This window comes from Streptomyces sp. NPDC005761, assembly GCF_040630635.1.
Lineage (GTDB): Bacteria > Actinomycetota > Actinomycetes > Streptomycetales > Streptomycetaceae > Streptomyces.
In genome coordinates this window covers 1-20837 of record NZ_JBEXXX010000024.1, presented here as the reverse complement: position 1 = coordinate 20837, position 20837 = coordinate 1, and the positions used below count along the sequence as shown (strand labels likewise).

At 70.1% G+C, this 20837-nt stretch carries 18 protein-coding genes; 8 read left to right on the top strand and 10 right to left on the bottom strand.

Annotated features, from left to right (window positions below; translation table 11 throughout):
- The first annotated feature begins 218 nt into the window (after positions 1–218).
- A complete protein-coding gene (locus ABZ434_RS21835) occupies positions 219–1448 on the top strand; it encodes a hypothetical protein (RefSeq protein ID WP_359139270.1) in 1230 nt (409 codons plus the stop codon).
- Positions 1449–1677: 229 nt separating this feature from the next.
- On the top strand, positions 1678–2847 hold the full coding sequence (locus ABZ434_RS21830) for a hypothetical protein (RefSeq protein WP_359139268.1): 1170 nt from the start codon (positions 1678–1680) through the stop codon (positions 2845–2847).
- Positions 2848–2919: 72 nt separating this feature from the next.
- On the opposite strand, the gene hflX is transcribed toward ABZ434_RS21830, so the two are convergent.
- From hflX to miaA, 6 genes are all read right to left on the bottom strand, one after another.
- On the bottom strand, positions 2920–4440 hold the full coding sequence (gene hflX, locus ABZ434_RS21825) for a GTPase HflX (protein ID WP_359139265.1): 1521 nt from the start codon (positions 4438–4440) through the stop codon (positions 2920–2922).
- Positions 4441–4582: 142 nt separating this feature from the next.
- Entirely contained in the window at positions 4583–6037 is a 1455-nt protein-coding gene (locus ABZ434_RS21820; RefSeq protein WP_359139262.1) for a M1 family metallopeptidase, read from the bottom strand.
- Between the two features lie 94 nt (positions 6038–6131).
- A complete protein-coding gene (locus ABZ434_RS21815) occupies positions 6132–8267 on the bottom strand; it encodes an HD domain-containing protein (protein ID WP_359139259.1) in 2136 nt (711 codons plus the stop codon).
- Positions 8268–8487: 220 nt separating this feature from the next.
- On the bottom strand, positions 8488–9369 hold the full coding sequence (gene dapF / locus ABZ434_RS21810; protein WP_359139257.1) for a diaminopimelate epimerase: 882 nt from the start codon (positions 9367–9369) through the stop codon (positions 8488–8490).
- Positions 9370–9444: 75 nt separating this feature from the next.
- Positions 9445–9885, bottom strand: a complete 441-nt coding sequence (locus ABZ434_RS21805; protein ID WP_326657463.1) for a hypothetical protein — start codon at positions 9883–9885, stop codon at positions 9445–9447.
- A gap of 107 nt (positions 9886–9992) precedes the next feature.
- A complete protein-coding gene (miaA, locus tag ABZ434_RS21800) occupies positions 9993–10931 on the bottom strand; it encodes a tRNA (adenosine(37)-N6)-dimethylallyltransferase MiaA (RefSeq protein ID WP_359139255.1) in 939 nt (312 codons plus the stop codon).
- Positions 10932–11170: 239 nt separating this feature from the next.
- Here miaA and ABZ434_RS21795 point away from each other — a divergent pair, with 239 nt between their 5' ends.
- On the top strand, positions 11171–11452 hold the full coding sequence (locus tag ABZ434_RS21795) for an antitoxin (RefSeq protein WP_359139252.1): 282 nt from the start codon (positions 11171–11173) through the stop codon (positions 11450–11452).
- A 79-nt stretch (positions 11453–11531) separates the two neighbouring features.
- Here the strand turns inward: ABZ434_RS21795 and ABZ434_RS21790 are convergent, their stop codons facing one another.
- Entirely contained in the window at positions 11532–12245 is a 714-nt protein-coding gene (locus ABZ434_RS21790; protein ID WP_359139249.1) for a class III extradiol dioxygenase subunit B-like domain-containing protein, read from the bottom strand.
- 57 nt (positions 12246–12302) lie between these two features.
- Complete coding sequence (gene miaB / locus ABZ434_RS21785) at positions 12303–13823, bottom strand: tRNA (N6-isopentenyl adenosine(37)-C2)-methylthiotransferase MiaB (RefSeq protein WP_359139246.1); 1521 nt, start codon at positions 13821–13823, stop codon at positions 12303–12305.
- A 135-nt stretch (positions 13824–13958) separates the two neighbouring features.
- On the opposite strand from miaB, the gene ABZ434_RS21780 reads away from it, so the two are divergent.
- On the top strand, positions 13959–14957 hold the full coding sequence (locus ABZ434_RS21780) for a TAXI family TRAP transporter solute-binding subunit (RefSeq protein ID WP_359139243.1): 999 nt from the start codon (positions 13959–13961) through the stop codon (positions 14955–14957).
- Positions 14958–15031: 74 nt separating this feature from the next.
- Here ABZ434_RS21780 and ABZ434_RS21775 read toward each other — a convergent pair whose 3' ends face one another.
- A complete protein-coding gene (locus tag ABZ434_RS21775; RefSeq protein WP_359139240.1) occupies positions 15032–16426 on the bottom strand; it encodes a HAMP domain-containing sensor histidine kinase in 1395 nt (464 codons plus the stop codon).
- A 15-nt stretch (positions 16427–16441) separates the two neighbouring features.
- A complete protein-coding gene (locus ABZ434_RS21770) occupies positions 16442–17134 on the bottom strand; it encodes a response regulator transcription factor (RefSeq protein WP_356322011.1) in 693 nt (230 codons plus the stop codon).
- Positions 17135–17451: 317 nt separating this feature from the next.
- On the opposite strand from ABZ434_RS21770, the gene ABZ434_RS21765 reads away from it, so the two are divergent.
- The 4 genes from ABZ434_RS21765 (at position 17452) to ABZ434_RS21750 (ending at position 20779) form a co-directional block, all read left to right on the top strand.
- A complete protein-coding gene (locus tag ABZ434_RS21765; protein ID WP_219571647.1) occupies positions 17452–18240 on the top strand; it encodes an amino acid ABC transporter ATP-binding protein in 789 nt (262 codons plus the stop codon).
- A 69-nt stretch (positions 18241–18309) separates the two neighbouring features.
- The gene (locus ABZ434_RS21760) at positions 18310–19152 is read left to right on the top strand and encodes a glutamate ABC transporter substrate-binding protein (RefSeq protein WP_359139236.1); all 843 of its coding nucleotides are present in this window, start codon (positions 18310–18312) and stop codon (positions 19150–19152) included.
- A 74-nt stretch (positions 19153–19226) separates the two neighbouring features.
- Positions 19227–19892 (top strand): amino acid ABC transporter permease, encoded by a 666-nt coding sequence (locus tag ABZ434_RS21755; RefSeq protein ID WP_359139233.1) that lies wholly within the window; start codon positions 19227–19229, stop codon positions 19890–19892.
- A complete protein-coding gene (locus tag ABZ434_RS21750) occupies positions 19889–20779 on the top strand; it encodes an amino acid ABC transporter permease (protein ID WP_359139231.1) in 891 nt (296 codons plus the stop codon). The genes ABZ434_RS21755 and ABZ434_RS21750 overlap by 4 nt, the downstream gene beginning before the upstream one ends.
- Positions 20780–20837: the final 58 nt, after the last annotated feature.

Here is a 20837-nt window from a genome sequence, read left to right as displayed (position 1 = left end):
CCTTGCGGGCCCGAACCAGGGCCCTGCCGCACGCAGTCGAGAGCCGCACCGGCATAGTGGGGGACCGTGCCGTGGCGCCGGGGCAGGCTCCCGGCAGCCGTGGCCTGCCCGGAAAGGCACCAGGACCGCCGTCCGCCGGAGCCGGCCCGTGTGGCGTCGAGCAGTGCAGAAGTGCAGTACAGAAGCGTTGGGTTACGAAGTCCCAGGGGGATCACGAGATGCGACTCATTCGACCAGGATTCACCGAACGCCGTGGGGGAAGCGCTCGCCGCGCCCCTTCCACCGTGTTCGCCACGGCGGCGGTCGCCGCCGTCCTCGCCCTCACCGCGACGGCCTGCGGGCCGGGCGAGGACGACGCGAGCGCCGAGCCGAGCGGCAGTTCCGCGGGCCAGACGTCGGACAACAAGATCACCATTCCGGATGATCTGAAGAACCGGCTCAAGGAACACGGGATCGACCTCGGCCAGTGGAGGAACGGCGAGTGGAAGAACTGGGACAAGGACAAGTGGCTGCGTGAGGCCAAGGACTACATCAACCCCGTCATCGAGGACCTCTGGGACCCGGACCGGATGCGGGACGCCGACAAGGCGCCGGAGCAGCCGGTCGAGAACGACATCTCCGGCGACGAGGGCGTGACCGACCCGACGCCCGTCCCGGTCCGGGCCGTTGGCGTACAGACGCCGTACCACGACAACGCGGCCGAGTCGGGGAAGCTGTTCTTCGACGGCCCCGAAGGTTCGATGGTCTGCTCGGCGACCGTGGTGAAGGACCCGGCCCACCCGGGAAAGTCGAACATGGTGTGGACCGCGGGCCACTGCGTGCACGCGGGCAAGAAGGGCGGCTGGTACCGCAACATCGCCTTCGTGCCGTCGTACAACGACAGCGGGCTGTCGACCGATGAACTGCGCAACAACCCGCCCAAGGAGAAGGTCGCCCCGTACGGCGTGTGGTGGGGTTCGTGGGCGCAGACCTCCGAGCAGTGGATCGACCAGGGCGCTTCGGCCGGCGGCCTGGGTGCCCCGTACGACTTCGCCGTGCTGCACGTGACGCCGGAGAAGGGTTCGACCGGGAAGTCCCTGGAGGAGACGGTCGGTTCCGCGCTGCCGGTCGACTTCAACGCCCCGGCGGTGCCCAGGATCGCCGACATGACGGCCACCGGTTTCCCGGCCGCTCCGCCGTACGACGGCCAGAAGCTCTTCCAGTGCAAGGACAAGCCGGGCCGGCTGTCGCTGACCAAGGACGACCCGACGATGTACCGCATCGGCTGCACGATGACCGGTGGTTCCTCCGGTGGCGGCTGGGTCGCGGCCGGGCAGGACGGCAAGCCCGCGCTGGTCTCCAACACCTCGATCGGACCGGTGACGGCCGGCTGGCTGGCCGGGCCCCGGCTCGGCAAGGAAGCCAAGGGCGTCTACGACTCGGTCAGCAGGAAGTACGCGGGACAGTAGGGACGGATCGTCGTCCGCCGGGGTGCGGATGACGGCATTTCAGGGGCCTTCGGCGGGACACCTTCCGCCGAAGGCCCCTGAGCAAGCAGCGCGGCGCTCACGGCCGGCCGGCAAATGGCGCCGTCGGGGCCGCCCTGGAGTGGTCCCCGCACGTCACCGGCGATCGGCCGGCCCGGCATTCAACATGACACGCTCATGCCATTTTAGGCTTTTCAGGGGGAATCTTTCCATGCGATCCATACGTCCGCTGCTCGCCGCGACCGGCCTCGTGGCCGCGCTCGCGCTGACGGCGACGGCCTGCGGTCCGAGCGAGGACCCCGCGGCCGACAAGCCCGCGGCCACCGCGTCCGCCGGTGGCACCACCTCCGGCGGCATGTCCGCCGATCTGGCCGACACCCTGAAGAAGCACGGTGTCGACCTGGACAAGTGGAAGGACGGCGAGTGGAAGGACTGGGACAGGGACAAGTGGCTGCATGAGGCCAAGGACTTCGTCAACCCGGTCATCGAGGGGCTGTGGAAGCCCGACCGGATGAAGGCGGCGAAGGACCCGGCCAAGACGATGTCGGCCGGGGACCTGTCCGGCGACCAGGGCGTCAGCGACCCGGAGCCGGAGCCGGTCACGGCCGAGCGCGAGAAGACGCCGTACCACGACTACGCCGCCCCGGTCGGCAAGGTGTTCTTCGACTCCCCCGAGGGGTCCATGGTCTGCTCGGGGACCGTCGTCAAGGACCCGAAGAACCCGGGCAGGTCCAATCTGGTGTGGACGGCAGGCCACTGTGTGCACGCCGGCGCGAAGGGCGGCTGGTACCGCAACATCGTCTTCGTCCCCGCCTACAACGACCAGGGCAAGGACGCCGCTTCGCTGAAGAACGCGCAGCCGCAGGAGATCGCCCCGTACGGTGCCTACTGGGCGGACTGGGCCAGCACCTCCGGCGAGTGGCTGGCCGACGGGGGCCCCACCGGCGGAGAGGGCGCCCCCTACGACTACGCGGTCCTGCACGTGACGCCCGAGCGCGGCACCAAGTCGCTCGAGGAGACCGTGGGCAACGCGCTGCCGGTCGACTTCGACGCCCCTCAGGTGGCACAGATCAGCGCGATGGGTGCCTGGGGCTACCCGGCCGCTCCGCCGTACGACGGTCTGATCATGCACAAGTGCGTCGACCGCCCCGGCCGGCTCTCCATCAGCCCCGCCACTCCCACGATGTACCGCATCGGCTGCACGATGACCGGCGGCTCGTCCGGCGGCGGCTGGTTCAGCGAGGGCGCCGACGGCAAGCCGGCGCTGGTCTCCAACACCTCCATCGGACCGGTGACGGCCGGCTGGTTGGCCGGACCGCACCTGGGCGACGGCGCCCAGCAGATCTTCACGATGATGAGCGACAAGTTCGAGGCCCGATAGCACCCGCGCCGAAAAACGGACGGAGGGCCCGCACCCCGTGGGGTGCGGGCCCTCCGTCCGTGTGTGCTGCGGTCAGTGCGCCGCGGGTACGAACGCGGCGAGGTCCGAAGCGAGCTCCTCGTGCACCCGCGCCTTGAGCAGCGTGCCCTCCGACGTGTGCTCCTCGGAGATCACCTCGCCCTCGGCATGCACCCGGGAGACGAGCCCGCCCTGGGTGTACGGCACGAGCGCCTCGATCTCGACCGACGGCCTCGGCAATTCGCTGTCGATGAGCGCGAGCAGCTCGTCGATGCCTGCGCCGGTCCGTGCCGACACCGCGATCGCGTGCTTCTCGTTGCGCAGCAGCCGCTGGAGGACCAGCGGGTCGGCCGCGTCCGCCTTGTTGATCACCACGATCTCGGGCACGGTCACCGCACCTACCTCGCGGATCACCTCACGCACCGCGGCGAGCTGCTCCTCCGGCACCGGGTGCGAGCCGTCCACCACGTGCAGGATGAGATCGGACTCGCCGACCTCCTCCATGGTGGAGCGGAAGGCCTCGACCAGGTGGTGCGGCAGATGCCGTACGAACCCGACGGTGTCGGCGAGCGTGTAGATCCGGCCGCTCGGCGTCTCGGCCCGGCGCACGGTCGGGTCGAGGGTGGCGAACAGTGCGTTCTCCACCAGCACGCCCGCGCCGGTCAGGCGGTTGAGCAGCGAGGACTTGCCCGCGTTGGTGTAGCCCGCGATGGCGACCGAAGGCACCTTGTTGCGCTTGCGCTCCTGCCGCTTGATCTCGCGGCCCGTCTTCATCTCCGCGATCTCCCGGCGCATCTTCGCCATCTTCTCGCGGATCCGTCGACGGTCCGTCTCGATCTTGGTCTCACCGGGACCACGGGTGGCCATGCCACCACCGCCGCTGGAACCGCCGCCGCCCATCTGACGGGACAGGGACTGGCCCCAGCCGCGCAGGCGCGGCAGCATGTACTGCATCTGTGCCAGCGACACCTGCGCCTTGCCCTCACGGGACTTGGCGTGCTGGGCGAAGATGTCGAGGATCAGGGCGGTCCTGTCGACCACCTTGACCTTGACGACGTCTTCCAGGTGGATCAGCTGGCCGGGGCTGAGCTCACCGTCGCACACGACGGTGTCGGCCCCCGTTTCGAGAACGATGTCGCGCAGTTCGAGCGCCTTGCCGGAACCGATGTAGGTGGCCGGGTCGGGCTTGTCGCGGCGCTGGAAGACGGCGTCGAGAACCTGGGCTCCCGCCGTCTCGGCGAGTGCCGCCAGCTCCGCGAGGGAAATCTCCGCGTCGTGCACCGTGCCCGAGGTCCAGACACCGACCAGCACCACGCGCTCCAGGCGCAGCTGCCGGTACTCGACCTCGGTGACGTCCTCGAGCTCGGTGGAGAGTCCCGCCACGCGCCGCAGCGCGGCGCGGTCGGAGCGGTCGAGCTGGTCGCCGTCCCGCGCTCCGTCGATCTCGTGGCTCCAGGCGACGTCCTCTTCCATCAGGGCGTCGGCCCGAAGGCTTTCGGTGAGGCTCTCGGTGACGTTCTCCGTGGCACTCTGCGCGTCCTGCGCGTCCTGGGGAAGGGAAGAAGAGGAGGTCATTGGATCCTTACGTCGATAGGAGTGGGTTACATCAGTCACAACGCGTAACCTCCCAGGATGATTCCCACTGGGGGTTTCTCCCGTCCGGCTGCTGCGGCGACTCGTCGATAGTGGCACGGCGGACCCTGCCCGTCACGCGGGTTTACCGCTCCCCCGCCGGTGTCGTGCTCTCCCAGTCCGGGTGCCCCGGCATGGGCGGCGTCCTCTCCTCGTACAGCCAGGCGTCGAAGAACGCGGTCAGATCGCGCCCGGCGACCCGGGACGCCAGGTCGGCGAAGTCGGCCGTCGCCGCGTCGGAGTCACGGTGCTTCCTCACCCAGAGTCTCTCCAGCCGGTCGAAGTCGCCCTCGCCGATCTCCTGGCGGAGCGCGTACAGAACCAGTGCGCTTCCGTCGTACACCACCGGCCGGAACAGGCTGATCTTCTCGCCGGGTGCCGGCGCGGCGGGGCGGGCCGGCGGGCCGCCTTCGGCGCGCCAGCCGTCCGAGCGGGTGTAGGCGTCGCGCATCCGGCGCTCCAGCGATTTGCCGGCGTGGACCTCGGCGTAGCGCGCCTCGTACCAGCTGGCGTGCCCTTCGTTGAGCCAGAGATCGGACCAGGTCCGCGGGGAGACGCTGTCGCCGAACCACTGGTGGGCCAGCTCGTGCACCATGACGGAGTCGACGTACCACTCGGGGAAGGCGCCGTCCGTGAACAGACGGCGCTCGAAGAGGGAGAGGGTCTGGGTCTCCAGCTCGAACCCGGTCTCGGTGTCGGCGACGAGCACGCCGTAGTTCTCGAACGGGTAGCGGCCGACCTGCTGTTCCATCCATTCCAACTGGCCGGGCGTCTTCCTCAGCCAGCGTTCCAGCTTCTCCCGGTCGGCGGCGGGCACGACGTCGCGCACGGGCAGCCCGCGCGGGCCGGTGCGCTCGACGACGGCGGACCGGCCGATGCTGACCTGGGCCAGTTCCGTGGCCATGGGATGGGCGGTGCGGTAGGTCCACGTGGTGCGGTCGCCGTGCCGGATCCGCCCGGTCCGCTGACCGTTGGCCACGACGGTGAGCTCCTGCGGGGCGGTGACGCGGAAGGTGAAGTACGCCTTGTCCGCGGGGTGGTCGTTGCCGGGGAAGACCCGGTGTCCGGCGTCGGCCTGGTTGGCCATGGCGAGCCCGTCGGCGGTCCGCACCCAGCCCCCGCTGTCCGGCTCGCCCGAGGGGTCGCTGGTGTGGCGGACGGTGATGCGGAGCGGCACGCCCTCCGGGAGACTGCCCGGTGGTTCGATGATCAGGTCCTCGCCCCGGGTCGCGAAGTCCACGCCCAAGCCGTTGACTTGGACGGAGTGCACGGTGCCGCGGGTGAAGTCGAGGTTGATGCGGTCCAGCGGCTCGGTCGTCCGCGCGTCGATGGTGGTGACGGCGTCGAGCGGTTCGCTGTTGCGGCCCCGGTAGCTGAGGCCGATGTCGTAGGCGAGTACGTCGTAACCGGGGTTGCCGAGATGGGGGAAGAGGGGGTCCCCGATACCGAGGGGCACCGGCGCGGGCAGGGTGGCGGCGACGAGGGTGGCCGACGCGGTGGCCAGGAGGGCGGCCCGCAGACGGCGGGAGAGGAACGGCATGGACTACGGCTACCAGCGTCGCCCCTGCGGTACCGGGACGGCGCGCACCGCGCCACCCGAACGAGATCCGTCGTGGCGGAGGTGCGCGGAGGTGTCAGAGGGCGGCGGCCGGGTGCTGGGCACGGCTCACGTCGTACACCCCCGGTACGTCACGCATGGCGCGCATCAGCGCGGGAAGTCCGGCTGCGTCGGGGAGTTGCAGGGTGTAGGTGTGGCGTACGCGCTGTTCGCTGGGGGGTTCGACGGTGGCGGAGATGACCGCTGCGTCCGCACCGGCGATCGCCTCCGTCAGGTCGGCGAGGAGCCGGGGCCTGCCGAAGGACTCGGCGACCAGGGTCACCCGGCATTCGGCCGCGTCGCCCCAGCTCACGACGACCGGCACCCGGCCGACGGCCTCCATGCCGGCCACGACCGGACACTCCAGCCGGTGCACGGTGACGGCGCCGCCGCGCACCGTGAATCCGGTGACCTCGTCGGGGGGAACGGGGGTGCAGCAGCCCGCGAGGCGCACGGTGGTGTCGGGCCGTTCGACCACGGCGCTCACGGTCCGGCCGGCCGTTCCGGCGGATCCGGAGCGCATCGGCCGGGCGGCCCGGTCCGACGGCTGCGGGCCGGTCCGGCTGTCGTCCGCCGGACTTCCGGCGGCGGGTTCCGCGGCCTGGGGATGGGCATCGAGCCAGCCGGTGATGGCGATGCGGGCAGTGGGCGTCCGTGCGTGGTCGAGCCAGTCGGGCGAGGGCCCGGACGCGGCGTCCTCGGCGAGGAGCGGCTGGACCGTGTCGCCGTCGCCGAGGACGGTACTGAGCGTGGCCAGCCGGCCGTTCACGCGGGCCCCGATGCAGCTGTGTGCGGCGTCCCCGTACTGCGCGTATGCGGCGTCGACGCACGTGGCGCCCGCGGGCAGGCCGAGCGTGCCGCCGTCGGTGCGGAAGACGGTGATCTCGCGGTCCTGGGCGAGGTCGGCGCGCAGGGTGGTCCAGAAGGTGTCGGGGTCGGGGGCGGACTGCTGCCACTGGAGGAGCCGGGAGAGCCAGCCGGGCCGGGTCGGGTCGGCCCGTTCGCCGTCGGCGGGTTCGACGCTCGGTGCCACGCCGTCCGCGGCGTAGGGATTGCCGAGCGCGATGACGCCTGCCTCGGCGACCTTGTGCATGCGGTGGGTGCGGATGAGGACCTCGGCGACCTCGCCCTCCGGGCCGACGACCGCGGTGTGCAGCGACTGGTACAGGTTGAACTTGGGTGAGGCGATGAAGTCCTTGAACTCGGAGATCACCGGGGTGAAGCAGGTGTGGAGCTCGCCGAGGACCGCGTAGCAGTCGGCGTCCTCGGCGACGAGCACCAGCAGGCGTCCGAAGTCGCTGCCGCGCAGTTCGCCGCGTTTGATCCGGACGCGGTGCACGGACACGAAATGGCGTGGCCTGACGGCCACTTCAGCGGTGATGTCGGCTTCCCGGAGGACCGAGGCGACGCTGTCCGCGATGGAGGTGAGCGGGTCCGACGCCGCAGTCGCCGCTGCGATCACGGCGCGTGTGTGCGCGTACTCCTCGGGATGGAGGATGGCGAATACGAGGTCCTCCAGCTCGGTCTTGAGCGCCTGCACACCGAGCCGTTCCGCGAGAGGGATCAGCACGTCCCGGGTGACCTTGGCAATCCTGGCCTGCTTCTCGGGGCGCATCACGCCGAGCGTGCGCATGTTGTGCAGCCGGTCGGCGAGCTTGATCGACATGACCCGGACGTCGTCGCCGGTGGCGACGAGCATCTTGCGGAAGGTCTCCGGCTCGGCGGCTGCCCCGTAGTCGACCTTCTCCAGCTTGGTCACGCCGTCGACGAGGTAGCAGACCTCCTCGCCGAACTGCTCCCGCACCTGGTCGAGGGTCACCTCGGTGTCCTCGACCGTGTCGTGCAGGAGTGAAGCGGTCAGGGTGGTGGTCTCGGCGCCGAGCTCGGCGAGGATGAGAGTGACCGCGAGGGGGTGCGTGATGTACGGCTCGCCGCTCTTGCGCATCTGTCCGCGGTGCGAGCTCTCCGCGAGGACGTAGGCCCGGTGCAGTACGGAGAGGTCGGCGTCGGGGTGGTGAGCCCGGTGCGCCTCGGCGACGTGGCCGATGGCGTCCGGCAGCCGGTCCCGGGAGACCGGGCCGAGCAGGGCGACCCGGCCGAGCCTGCGGAGATCGATCCGGGGACGGCCCCGCCTGCGGATGGGAGCACCTGGGTTGGTGGCCTCTGCGCTCATGGGGCACCTCCGGCAACGTCGACCGGCGGTGGGAAGGTGCGGTCGCGCCTCCGGGGCCGGTGCTTGATGCTACCGACCCCACCACGTGGGGGAGTCCGGCTCTCGCCCAGCGTGAAACGGATCACCCATTCGAGCGAAGCTCTCCGCTTCAAGCGTTTCGAACCGGCCCGGAACGATCAAGTCCCCGCCCGCTGCAGCGCTTCGAACCGGCCCCGGGCGATCAGGCCCCCTGCCCCTTCAGTGCTTCGAGCCACACCGGATCGATCACGCCCTCGGCGACGATCACGGCGGCTCCGGTCATCTCGATCTCGCCGTCCGGATGCTCGGTGATCACCAGGGTCCCGCCCGGCAGATCGACGGTGTACGTGACCGGAACCCCGGTCTCCGCCGGGTCCGCCTCGTCCCGGCGGGCCGCCGCGACGGCCACGGCGCAGGCGCCGGTGCCGCAGGAACGGGTCTCGCCCGAGCCACGCTCATGGACCCGCATCGCGACGTGCCGGGCTCCGCGGTCCACGACGAATTCGATGTTGACCCCGTCGGGGTAGACGGCTGTGGGCGTGAAGGACGGCTCGCTGAACAGGTTTCCGGCGTGCGCCAGATCGTCGACGAACGCGATGGCGTGCGGATTGCCCATGTTCACGTTGCGGGCGTCCCAGCTGCGGCCGCCGACGGTGACGGTGACCCCGTCGTCGGGAAGCAGGGCGCGTCCCATCGAAACGGTGACGTCGCCGTTCTTGGCGAGGTGCACCTTCTTCACCCCGCCGCGAGTGGCGACCGCGAGGTCGCCCTCCTCCACGGCGCCGACGTGCTGCAGATAGCGGGCGAAGACCCGCACGCCGTTGCCGCACATCTCGGCGACCGAGCCGTCCGCGTTGCGGTAGTCCATGAACCACTCGGCCTCGCCCGCCATCGCCCGCGCCTCGGGGTGGGCGGCGGACCGCACGACGTGCAGCAGGCCGTCACCGCCGATGCCGGCGCGACGGTCGCACAGCCCGGCGACGAGGGACGTCGGCAGGTCGATGGCGTTGTCCGGGTCGGGAACGATCACGAAGTCGTTCTCGGTGCCGTGGCCCTTGAGGAAGGCGATCTGCGAGGTGGTCACAGGACAACTGTACGAGCCCGCACCGACAGCGCGGCGAACCGGCCCGCCGGGCGGGGGACTCCCCGGTCCGGCCCGTCAGCCCCGCAGCCGGGCCACGCGCCAGACGGCCAGCGCGACCAGTACGGCGCACACCGCCACGTACAGGGCGATCACCCGCCAGTCGGCCCGCTCCCCGGAACCCCGGGACGGCAGCCCCGGCCAGGTGTGTCCCACGCGGCGGGCGGCCATCATGCCCCAGCCCGCGGCGCAGCAGCTGATCAGCAGCCCCAGCATGGCGACCACCGGACCGCCGTCGCCCACCTCGAAGGCGAGCGGGAAGGCGAACATCAGCGATCCCAGTGCCGCCAGCATGACGATCGGCGCGAGCTGCCAGATGCGCATCCGACGGGCTGGACGCAGCTCCACCTCGACCTCAGGGGTCACGGCGAGCTCATCGGGCCCGTCGGGGCTCAGGCGTCCCGCTTCGTGCTGCGTGTCCGGTGCGTCCTGCTCTGTGTCGCGAGGGCCGGCCTCCATCGCCACGCGCCCTCCCAACTCGGACTCCACTGGTCGATCGATGCTCGATGATGGCACGCCGCAGGTCGCCGAAATGACGGGCAGGGCTTCCCGATGCCATCACGTGATCAGGCTGTAACCGCTCGTTCGACCAACGCCAGCGCCCGCCCGGGGAGTTCCCCGCGGTGGTCCGCGGCACCGTTCAGCCACTGGACGCGCGGGTCGCGGCGGAACCAGGAGTCCTGACGGCGTGCGAAGCGTTTGGTGGCACGCACGGTCTCGGTGCGCGCCTCGCCCTCGGAGCACTCCCCGGCGAGAGCGGTGAGCACCTGCTGATAGCCGAGCGCCCGCGACGCGGTGCGCCCTTCCCGCAGCCCGCGGGCCTCCAGGGCTCGTACCTCGTCCACGAGTCCGGCCTCCCACATCCGGTCGACGCGCAGGGTGATGCGCTCGTCCAGTTCGGGGCGGGCCACGTCGACGCCGATCTGAACGGCGTCGTAGACCGCGTCGTCGCCCGGGAGATTGGCCGTGAAGGGCTTGCCGGTGATCTCGATGACCTCGAGGGCCCGCACGATGCGCCGGCCGTTGCTCGGCAGGATCGCGCGGCCCGCCTCGGGGTCTGCCGCACTGAGCCGCTCGTGCAGCACTCCGGAGCCGTACTCGGCCAGGTCCGCCTCCAGCGCGGCCCGGACGCGGGGGTCGGTGCCGGGGAACTCCAGGGCGTCGATCGTGCCCTTCACGTACAGACCCGAGCCACCCACCAGTACGGGCGTGCGGCCCTCGGCGAGCAGACGGTCGATCTCCGCGCGGGCCAGGCGCTGGTACTCCGCCACGCTGGCCGTCTCCGTGACGTCCCAGATGTCCAGCAGTCGATGGGGCACCGCGCCACGCTCGGCGAATGTCAGCTTGGCGGTGCCGATGTCCATCCCCCGGTAGAGCTGCATGGAGTCGGCATTGACCACTTCGCCCCCGAGCTGCTGAGCGAGGAACACCCCCAGGTCGGACTTTCCGGCTGCGGTGGGACCGACGACGGCGATGACCCGCGGTGCGGGAGCTGGACTTCTCACCGCCCCAGTCTCGCAAACCTCGGAGCCGTTCCCGAATGGGTGATGTGACAGGCCGTGGGGTGGCGGGCTCGTCACGCGCCGCCGGGTAAAATGGTGTCTACATATGGGTGGTTTCTCATGGTTCTGCCGTTTGTCCTCCAGGGCCGGTGATCCTGCGGCCGGGAGAGTACGGGACAGCGTGGCGGGTACCGGGACCGGAGAGAGCACGCGCACGCAGCCCCCAGCAGAGAAGGTGTCCGATGGGCTTCATGGACAATTTGAAGGCGAAGCTGAGCCCGGCCAAGGACAAGGTGAGCGACCTCGCGCAGCAGCACGGGGACAAGATCGACCAGGGGCTCGACAAGGCAGCGCGGACGGTCGACGCGAAGACCAAGGGCAAGTACAGCGACAAGATCGTGTCCGGCACGCAGAAGGCCAAGGGAGCTGTGGACCGGCTGGCCCACAAGGACGGGGACGGTACGCCGCCCGCCCCGGGCAGCACTCCCCCTCCGGGCAGCACTCCGCCGCCGCCCGCTTCCTGACACCGGCCGGGCAGGGCAGCGCAACGGCCGTGGGGCGGCATCGCTCCACGGCCGTCGTGCGTTCTGGGCGCGCGAGAGGTCAGGACCAGGCCGCGACCATGTAGCCCACTCCGTACGGGGCCTCGTCGTAGAGCAGCCGCCCGTCCAGTCCGGCCCCCTCGGCCGCCCCGGCGAGGACCTGCCAGGGTGCTCGGCCCGCGGCCTTGAGTTCGTACGCCAGCGCCTCGTCCAGTGCGATCAGCGCGGCCGTGTCCGCCGCCCCCAGCGCTCGCGAGGCCTCCGCGTCGAATCCGGCGGCGCGCTCGTCGAGGTACCCGGGCGCCTTCAGGGTGCGGCAGGCGCTGCCGTCGCCCATCACCAGCAGCGCGACCCGGTCGGCGCGCGCGGCCAGCGCACGGCCCGTCTCCGTGCAGCGGCCGGTCTCCAGCGGCTCCCCCACTCCGAGCCCTTCGACCGGGGTGCCCGCCCACCCGGTGCGTGACAGCAGCCATGCGCCGACCGCCAACGACGGGGCGAGCGGGCGCTCGGCGACCGCGCCCAGGTCCCGCCCCAGTCGTACGTCGAGGTCCACGCCGAACTCCTGGAAGCCTCCGACGGCCCCCTCGGGGTGCGGGCCGCGGCCCGCGAGGCCGGCCGGGCCGATCACGATCAGCAGATCGGGCCGGGAGGCCGCGAGGACGCCCAGCGCGTCGGTGCACGCGGTCCTCGCTCCGTCGAGTTCGGGCGCGGCACCGGCGGCGACCTCGGGGACCAGCAGCGGCGGGCAGGGGCAGACAGCGGCGGCGACAAGCATGAGGGGCAGCGTACTGTCCGGCCCCCGGCTCCCCGCGCGGGGAGCCGTACCGTGCCGTCAGTCGCAGCCGCAGCCCGGTGCCGAGGCGGCCGGCAGCGGGGCCGGTGCGCCGATTCCGGGCAGGCCCAGCATGACGCCGGCCGGCTTGGCGGCCGTGGCGGCGGTGCGCTTCTCCCAGGCGTCCCCCGAGCGGGTCCGCCGCACGCCCAGGGGCGCGCCCTCGGCCAGCAGGTGGTGCGGGGCGGCGTAGCTGATCTCGACGGTCACCACGTCGCCGGGGCGTACGTCCTCGTCCGGCTTGGTGAAGTGGACCAGGCGGTTGTCGGGGGCGCGGCCGGACAGGCGGTGGGTGGCGCCGTCCTTGCGGCCCTCGCCCTCCGCGACCATGACGTCCAGGGTACGGCCGACCTGCTTCTTGTTCTCCGACCAGGAGATCTCCTCCTGGAGGGCGGACAGGCGCATGTAGCGCTCCTGGACGACCTCCTTGGGGATCTGCCCGTCCATGTCGGCGGCGGGCGTGCCCGGGCGCTTGGAGTACTGGAAGGTGAAGGCGTTGGCGAAGCGGGCCTCGCGGACCGCGTGCATGGTCTGCTCGAAGTCCTCCTCGGTCTCCCCGGGGAAGCCGACGATGATGTCGGTGGAGATCGCGGCGTCGGGCATCGCGGCCCGCACCTTGTCGATGATGCCGAGGAAGCGTTCCTGCCGGTACGAGCGCCGCATGGCCTTCAGCACGGTGTCGGAGCCCGACTGCATCGGCATGTGCAGCTGCGGCATCACGTTCGGCGTCTCGGCCATGGCCGCGATCACGTCGTCGGTGAAGTCGCGCGGGTGCGGTGAGGTGAAGCGGACCCGCTCCAGGCCCTCGATCCGCCCGCAGGCACGCAGCAGCTTGGAGAAGGCCTCGCGGTCGCCGATGTCGGAGCCGTACGCGTTGACGTTCTGACCGAGCAGGGTGATCTCGGACACGCCTTCGGCGACCAGGGCTTCGATCTCGGCGAGGATGTCGCCGGTCCGGCGGTCCTTCTCCTTGCCGCGCAGCGCGGGGACGATGCAGAAGGTGCAGGTGTTGTTGCAGCCGACGGAGATCGACACCCAGGCGGCGTACGCGGACTCCCGGCGGGTGGGCAGCGTCGAGGGGAAGGCTTCCAGGGACTCGGCGATCTCGATCTGCGCCTCTTCCTGGATGCGGGCGCGCTCCAGCAGCACGGGCAGCTTGCCGATGTTGTGCGTACCGAAGACGACGTCGACCCAGGGCGCCCGCCGGACGATGGTGTCGCGGTCCTTCTGCGCGAGGCAGCCGCCGACCGCGATCTGCATCCCGGGGCGCTTCGTCTTCATCGGGGCGAGCCGGCCCAGGTTGCCGTAGAGCTTGTTGTCGGCGTTCTCCCGCACCGCGCAGGTGTTGAAGACGACGACGTCGGCGTCACCGTCGGATCCCTCGGGCGCCCGCACGTAGCCGGCGTCCTCCAGGAGCCCCGACAGCCGCTCGGAGTCGTGGACGTTCATCTGGCACCCGTAGGTGCGCACCTCGTAGCTTTTTCTGACGTCCACTGCTTCGCTCCGGTTGCCGCTGCTCATGCGACAAGGGTAGGCGCTGTACGGACACCTCCCGCCGCGGCCGCCCTCCCGGCCCCGCACCGGCCGCCTCGGCGGGCTGTGAGATCCGACGGCACCCCTGGCCAGGGCCGGGAGCCACCTGGCAGGATCGCGGCCATGCTCCCGGCTTTGTCCCGAATCGGCCGGCGTCGCTCGCTGCGGGCGGGCGCCGCCGCCGTCGTCGTGCTCGGACTGCTGCTCTGGTGGGTGCTCCCCCTCGGGGATCCGGCGCCGAACGGGACGCTGACGTTCAGCACCGGGGTGCGCAGTGGCGTGTACCAGCGCTACGGGGAGCGGCTCAAGGCCGCGCTCGCCAAGGATCTGCCCGAGGTGTCGATACGGCTCCAGACCAGTGAGGGCTCGCAGCAGAACATCGCCCGGGTGGCGGCGGGCAGGGCCGACTTCACCATCGCGACGACCGATGCCGTCGCCACTTACCTGCGCGACGGGAAGCCGGGCGCCGAGCGGCTGCGGGGTTGTGTCCGGCTCTACGACGACTACGTCCAGCTGGTGGTGGACCGGGGGTCGGACATCCGCAGTGTCGCCGATCTGCGGGGCCACAGGGTCGCGGTGGGGCAGCCGGGATCGGGTGTGCGGCTGCTGGCCGACCGGCTGATGACGGCCGCCGGGCTGGACCCCGTCAACGATGTGACGCCGATGTCGGTGGGCATCGACACGATGCCCGAGCTGCTGGAGCAGGGCCGGCTCGACGCGTTCTTCTGGTCCGGCGGGCTGCCCACGAGCGCGGTGGCCGATCTCTCGGACCGGTTCGCGATCCGGCTGATCCCGCTGGACGACCCGCTCATCAGGCAGCTCCAGTCGGCCGGCGGGTCCACCCGTTTCTACCGCTCGGCCGTGATGCCCGCCGATGCCTACGGCAACGCGCAACAGGGGCAGGCCGTCCCCACGGTGGCGGTGGCCAATGTGCTGGTGACCACGGACCGCACCGACGCGGCGATGACGGAGGCGTTCACCCGCACCGTGATCGACAGCCGGGACCGGATCGGGCGCGAGGTGCACGCGGCGCAGCTGGTGGACCTGAGGACGGCTATCTACACGGATCCGCTGCCGTTGCACGAAGGGGCCAAGCGCTACTACCGCTCGGTCAAGCCCTGAGGACTCCGGTCCGGTTCCTCAGCCCTGAGGACCCCGGTCCCGTTCGCCGGCCCTGAGGGCCCCGGCCCCGCTCCTCAGCCCTGCGGCCCGTTCCGTGGCACCGTGACTGTCACGCGCAGCCCGTGGGGTTCGTTCCGTTCGCAGGAGAGCGAGCCGGCGCTCGCGGAGAGGAGCGCCTTCGAGATGGAGAGGCCGAGGCCTGATCCCCGTACGTTCTGATGCTGGGAGCTGCGCCAGAACCGGTCGCCCACGCGCTCCATCTCCTGTTCGGTGAGTCCCGGTCCGCCGTCCGCGACGACGACGGAGACGGACGTGCTGTCGGAGGCGACCGTGACCCGGACCTCCTCGTCCCCGGGAGTGAACTTGAGGGCGTTGTCGATGATGGCGTCGAGCGCGCTGGACAGGGCGATGGGGTCTGCCCAGGCGGTGACGGCCCCCATGCCGTCCGCCCGCAGCCGTACGCCCTTCTCCTCGGCCACCGGCCGCCAGGAGGCGACCCGTTCGGAGCTGAGGGCGCCGATGTCCGTGAGCCGCAGATCCGCGTCGGCGTGCTCGGCGAGGGCCAGGTCGAGCAGGTCGTCGAGCACCTGGCCGAGGCGCTTGCCCTCCGTGCGCACGGAGGCGATCTCCTGGTTGCCCTCGGGGAGTTCCAGGGCGAGCAGCTCGATCCGCAGCAGCAGGGCGGCCAAGGGGTTGCGCAACTGGTGCGAGGCGTCCGCGACGAAGGCGCGCTGCTGCTCCAGCACGTCCTCGACGTTGTCGGCCATCTCGTTGAAGGAACGGGCCAGGCGCCGCAGTTCCGGAGGTCCGCCGGACGCTGCCACCCGGGACCGCATCCGGCCGCTGGCTATGTCGTGGGCGGCGACGTCCAGCGTCCGCACGGGAAGCAGCACCCAGCCGGTGAGCCGGTTCGCGGCGCCGACGGCCACCAGCATCGCGATCACCTCACCCGCGGCGATCACCAGCCAGCCGCGCAGAGTGGCGGCGCGCATCTGGTCGGTGGGCGAGTCGATCACGACGACGGCGATCACGTCACCGTCCCGCACGACGGGCGAGGCGACGACGACCCGGCCGTCCTGCCAGGGCCAGACCTGCGGCGGATCATGGCTGCGGCGGCCCAGCAGGGCCTCCTTGAACGCCTCGCGGCCCTCACCCTCGACGGGCAGCCGCCAGGACGCCGGAGCCTTGGCCATCGCGGTGTCGTCGCGGTAGAAGACGCCGGCTCTGATGCCGTACACGGAGTCGTACGTCTCCAGCTCGCCCTGGAGGGTGCGGCGCCGTTCGTCGTAGCCGCTGGTGCGTTCGGTGATGAACTGCGCGAGTGCGGCGAAGCGTGCCGTGTCGTCGATGCGGTCGATCACGACGCCCTGCTGCTGGGCGGCGGCCACGCTGACGGCCAGCGGGAAGCCGAGGGCGAGCAGGACGCCCGCCATGAGGACGATGAGCAGCGGAAGCAGCCGGGTACGCAAGGGGAACGTACGCCTCTACGCGGACGGGGCGACGAGGCGGTAGCCGACCCCGCGCACGGTCTCGATCAGGGCGGGCAGCCGCAGCTTGGAACGGAGGGAGGCGACATGCACCTCCAGGGTGCGTCCCGTCCCCTCCCAGCTCGTACGCCACACCTCGCTGATGATCTGTTCCCGGCGGAACACCACGCCGGGCCGCTGGGCGAGCAGCGCGAGCAGGTCGAACTCCTTGCGGGTGAGCTGGACCTCGCTCCCGTCGACGCTGACCCGTCGGGTCGGCAGCTCGATGTGGACGTGCCCCAGTCGCAGCGCGGCGACGGGCGTGGGCGCGGTGTCCTCGTTGCCCGTCTTGCGCCGGCTGACGGCGTGGATACGGGCGAGCAGCTCGCCGGTGTCGTACGGCTTGGTCACGTAGTCGTCGGCGCCGAGGTTCAGCCCGTGGATCCGTGAGCGCACATCAGCACGCGCGGTCACCATGATCACGGGTACGGAGCTGCGCTTGCGGATCTTCCCGCAGACCTCGTAGCCGTCCTGGTCGGGCAGGCCGAGGTCGAGCAGCACGACACCGAAGGGCTCCGTATCCGTCGGGAGGAGAGCCTGCAGCGCTTCCTCGCCGCTGCGGGCGTGCACCACCTGGAATCCGTGCCGGGCGAGGATCGCGGACAGGGCGGCGGCGACGTGGTTGTCGTCCTCCACGAGCAGCAGCCTCATGGCGCCCCCTCTCCGCATGTGCGTGGTCCGTATCGGTCGCGTACACCTCGGGTTACTTCCCCGTACCGGGGCGTTTCACGTCAGGGTGTACCAGAGCATCCACCCCGATGACGGGGGGCCAGTCAAGTGCCCGCCTGTTGCATCCGGGTTTCCGTTATGCACCCGGTACGCCCCGGGGCCCGGAAAGGCGCCCCGTTCACACGGAGTGTCCGGTTGCGGCCGGATCGTTATGCTCAATTTCCGCTCAGATGTAATGACGCTGGTCGCACTGCGTCACTAAGGTCCTTCCCAACCGAGGAGGACGGAGCATTAAGCCGATGAGCGGAGTTTCAGTGACCAAGGGCGCCGAGGACGCTGCACCCGCGGCCGGCGACGACCTGGTCGTGCTGAGCAACGTCAACAAGCACTTCGGCGCGCTGCATGTGCTCCAGGACATCGACCTGACGATCGCCCGCGGCGAGGTCGTGGTCGTCATCGGGCCCTCCGGGTCCGGGAAGTCCACGCTGTGCCGCACGATCAACCGCTTGGAGACGATCGACTCGGGCGCGATCTCGATCGACGGGAAGCCGTTGCCCGCCGAGGGCAAGGAACTGGCGCGGCTGCGTGCCGACGTCGGCATGGTCTTCCAGTCGTTCAATCTCTTCGCGCACAAGACGGTGCTGGAGAACGTGACGCTCGGCCAGCTCAAGGTCCGCAAGACGGACAAGAAGGCTGCCGAGGACAAGGCGCGTTCACTGCTCGACCGGGTGGGCGTCGGAACCCAGGCCGACAAGTACCCCTCCCAGCTCTCCGGCGGCCAGCAGCAACGTGTGGCGATCGCGCGGGCGTTGGCGATGGACCCGAAGGTCATGCTCTTCGACGAGCCGACCTCCGCGCTCGACCCGGAGATGATCAACGAGGTGCTGGAGGTCATGCAGCAGCTCGCCCGCGACGGCATGACCATGGTCGTCGTCACCCACGAGATGGGTTTCGCCCGCTCCGCGGCCAACCGCGTCGTCTTCATGGCGGACGGAAAGATCGTCGAAGAGGCAACGCCCGACCAGTTCTTCAGCAACCCGCGCAGTGACCGGGCCAAGGACTTCCTGTCGAAGATCCTTCACCACTGATGGAGCCTTCGGCGCCGGTCTCCGGACCGGCCGATCACTCACATCGCGTCAACTCTAGGGAATTTCACCATGCAGCTTCGTAAGGTCACCGCCGCCTCGGCCGCCGTGCTCGCCCTCGCCCTGACCGCCACCGCCTGTGGTTCCGACGACAAGGACGACGCGTCCGGTTCGGGCGGCGGCAAGAAGATCACGATCGGCATCAAGATCGACCAGCCCGGGATCGGCCTGAAGACCCCGGACGGCAAGTACACGGGCTTCGACGTCGATGTCGCCACGTACGTCGCCAAGGAACTCGGCTACGACGCCAAGAACATCGAGTTCAAGGAGACGAAGAGCGCCGACCGTGAGACGGCGATCGAGCGCGGTGACGTGAAGTTCATCGCCGCCTCCTACTCGATCAACGACGAGCGGCTGCAGAAGGTCGACTTCGCGGGCCCCTACCTCCTCGCCCACCAGGACATCCTGGTCCGCGCGGACGACACCTCGATCAAGTCGCCCGAGGACCTGAACAACAAGAAGCTCTGCTCGGTCACCGGCTCGACCTCGGCGAAGAACGTCAAGGAGAAGCTGGCCCCGAAGGCGCAGCTCCAGGAGTACGGCGGTTACTCGGAGTGCCTGACCGGCCTGGAGAACAAGGTCATCGACGCGCTGACCACGGATGACAGCATCCTGGCCGGCTACGCCTCGCAGGACGCCCACAAGGGCAAGTTCAAGCTGGCCGGCTTCAAGATGACCAACGAGAACTACGGCATCGGCCTGAAGAAGGGCGACGCCGACCTCAAGAAGAAGATCAACGACGCGCTGACCAAGATGGTCTCGGACGGTTCGTGGGAGAAGGCCGTGACGGCCAACTTCGGTCCGGCGGGCTACAAGAACGAAGCGGCCCCGAAGATCGGCAACGTCGTCAAGTGAAGCGGGGCTGACCGGGCGCGCCGCCACTGAAGGCGGCGCGCCGTGCCCTCCTACACGCGGAAGCGCGGGAGATCGTGTTCGACTTTCTTGATGGTTACGACCTGCTTGGGGCGTTCTGGGTGACGGTGCAACTCACCGTCTACTCCGCCCTCGGCTCCCTCATATGGGGAACGCTGCTGGCCGGCATGAAGGTCAGCCCGGTCCCCCTGATGCGCGGTTTCGCGACCGGCTATGTGAACGTGGTCCGGAACATACCCCTGACCGTGATCATTGTGTTCTCGTCGCTGGGCCTGTTCCAGACGCTCGACGTCAAGCTCGGCGCCAGTGACTTCACCGACATCAACTTCCGGCTCGCGGTTCTCTCCCTGAGCGCGTACACCGCGGCGTTCGTCTGCGAAGCCCTGCGATCCGGCATCAACACGGTGCCGGTCGGCCAGGCCGAGGCGGCACGCGCCCTAGGCCTCAGCTTCGCTCAGGTCCTGCGGCTGATCATTCTCCCGCAGGCCTTCCGCTCGGTCGTCAACCCGCTCTCCAACGTGCTGATCGCGCTGACGAAGAACACCACGGTCGCTTCCGCGATCGGGGTGGCGGAGGCGGCGTACCTGATGAAGGGCATGATCGAGGCGGAGGCCCAACTGCTGCTGATCGCGGCCATCTTCGCGTTCGGATTCATCGTTCTGACCCTCCCCACCGGCCTCCTTCTCGGCTGGGTGAGCAAGAAGGTGGCGGTGAAGCGATGAGCTCCGTCCTCTATGACGCCCAAGGACCGCGCGCCAAAAGGCGCAACATCCTCTACACGGTCCTCTTCGTCCTCGTCGCCGCGGTCGTGGTCTGGTGGGTCTACGACGGCCTCGCCTCCAAGCACCAGCTCGACTGGGTCAAGTGGAAGCCGTTCTTCACCAGCCCCCAGCCGTGGGAGACGTACCTCTGGCCAGGGCTCTGGAACACGCTCAAGGCAGCCTTCTTCGCGCTGATCATCGCGCTGCCGCTGGGCGCTCTGTTCGGTATCGGACGGCTTTCGGACCACCGCTGGATGCGCGTGCCTTCCGGTGTGGTGGTGGAGTTCTTCCGGGCCATTCCGGTACTGATCCTGATGATCATCGCGAACGCGGTGTACTCCGAGTACACGAACATCAGCACCGACACCCGTCCGCTGTACGCCGTGATCACCGGTCTGGTGCTCTACAACGCGTCGGTGCTCGCCGAAATCGTGCGGGCGGGCATCCTGACCCTCCCCTCGGGGCAGACGGACGCCGCCAAGGCGATCGGGATGCGCAAGGGCCAGACCATGATCTTCGTCCTGCTGCCGCAGGCGGTGACCGCCATGCTGCCCGCGATCGTCAGTCAGCTGGTGGTGATCGTGAAGGACACCGCCCTCGGTGGCGCGATGATGACGTTCCCCGAACTGCTGGCGTCCGTCCGGCCCATGTCGGCCAACTACGGGGCGAACACCATCGCGTGCTTCACCGTCATCGCCCTGATCTACATCGCCTTGAATTTCTCCCTCACCTCGTTCGCCGGCTGGCTCGAGCGGCGGCTGCGGCAACGGAAGCGGAGCGACGGCAAGCGGGGCGCACCGACGATGGCCGGTGAGCCGGTGCTCGTCATGGACTCGACCTCCACCTGACGGCTGGTCGGTAGACATCCCGCGAGGGGCGGGGGGGCCCCGCGCCCCCCCCCCCCCC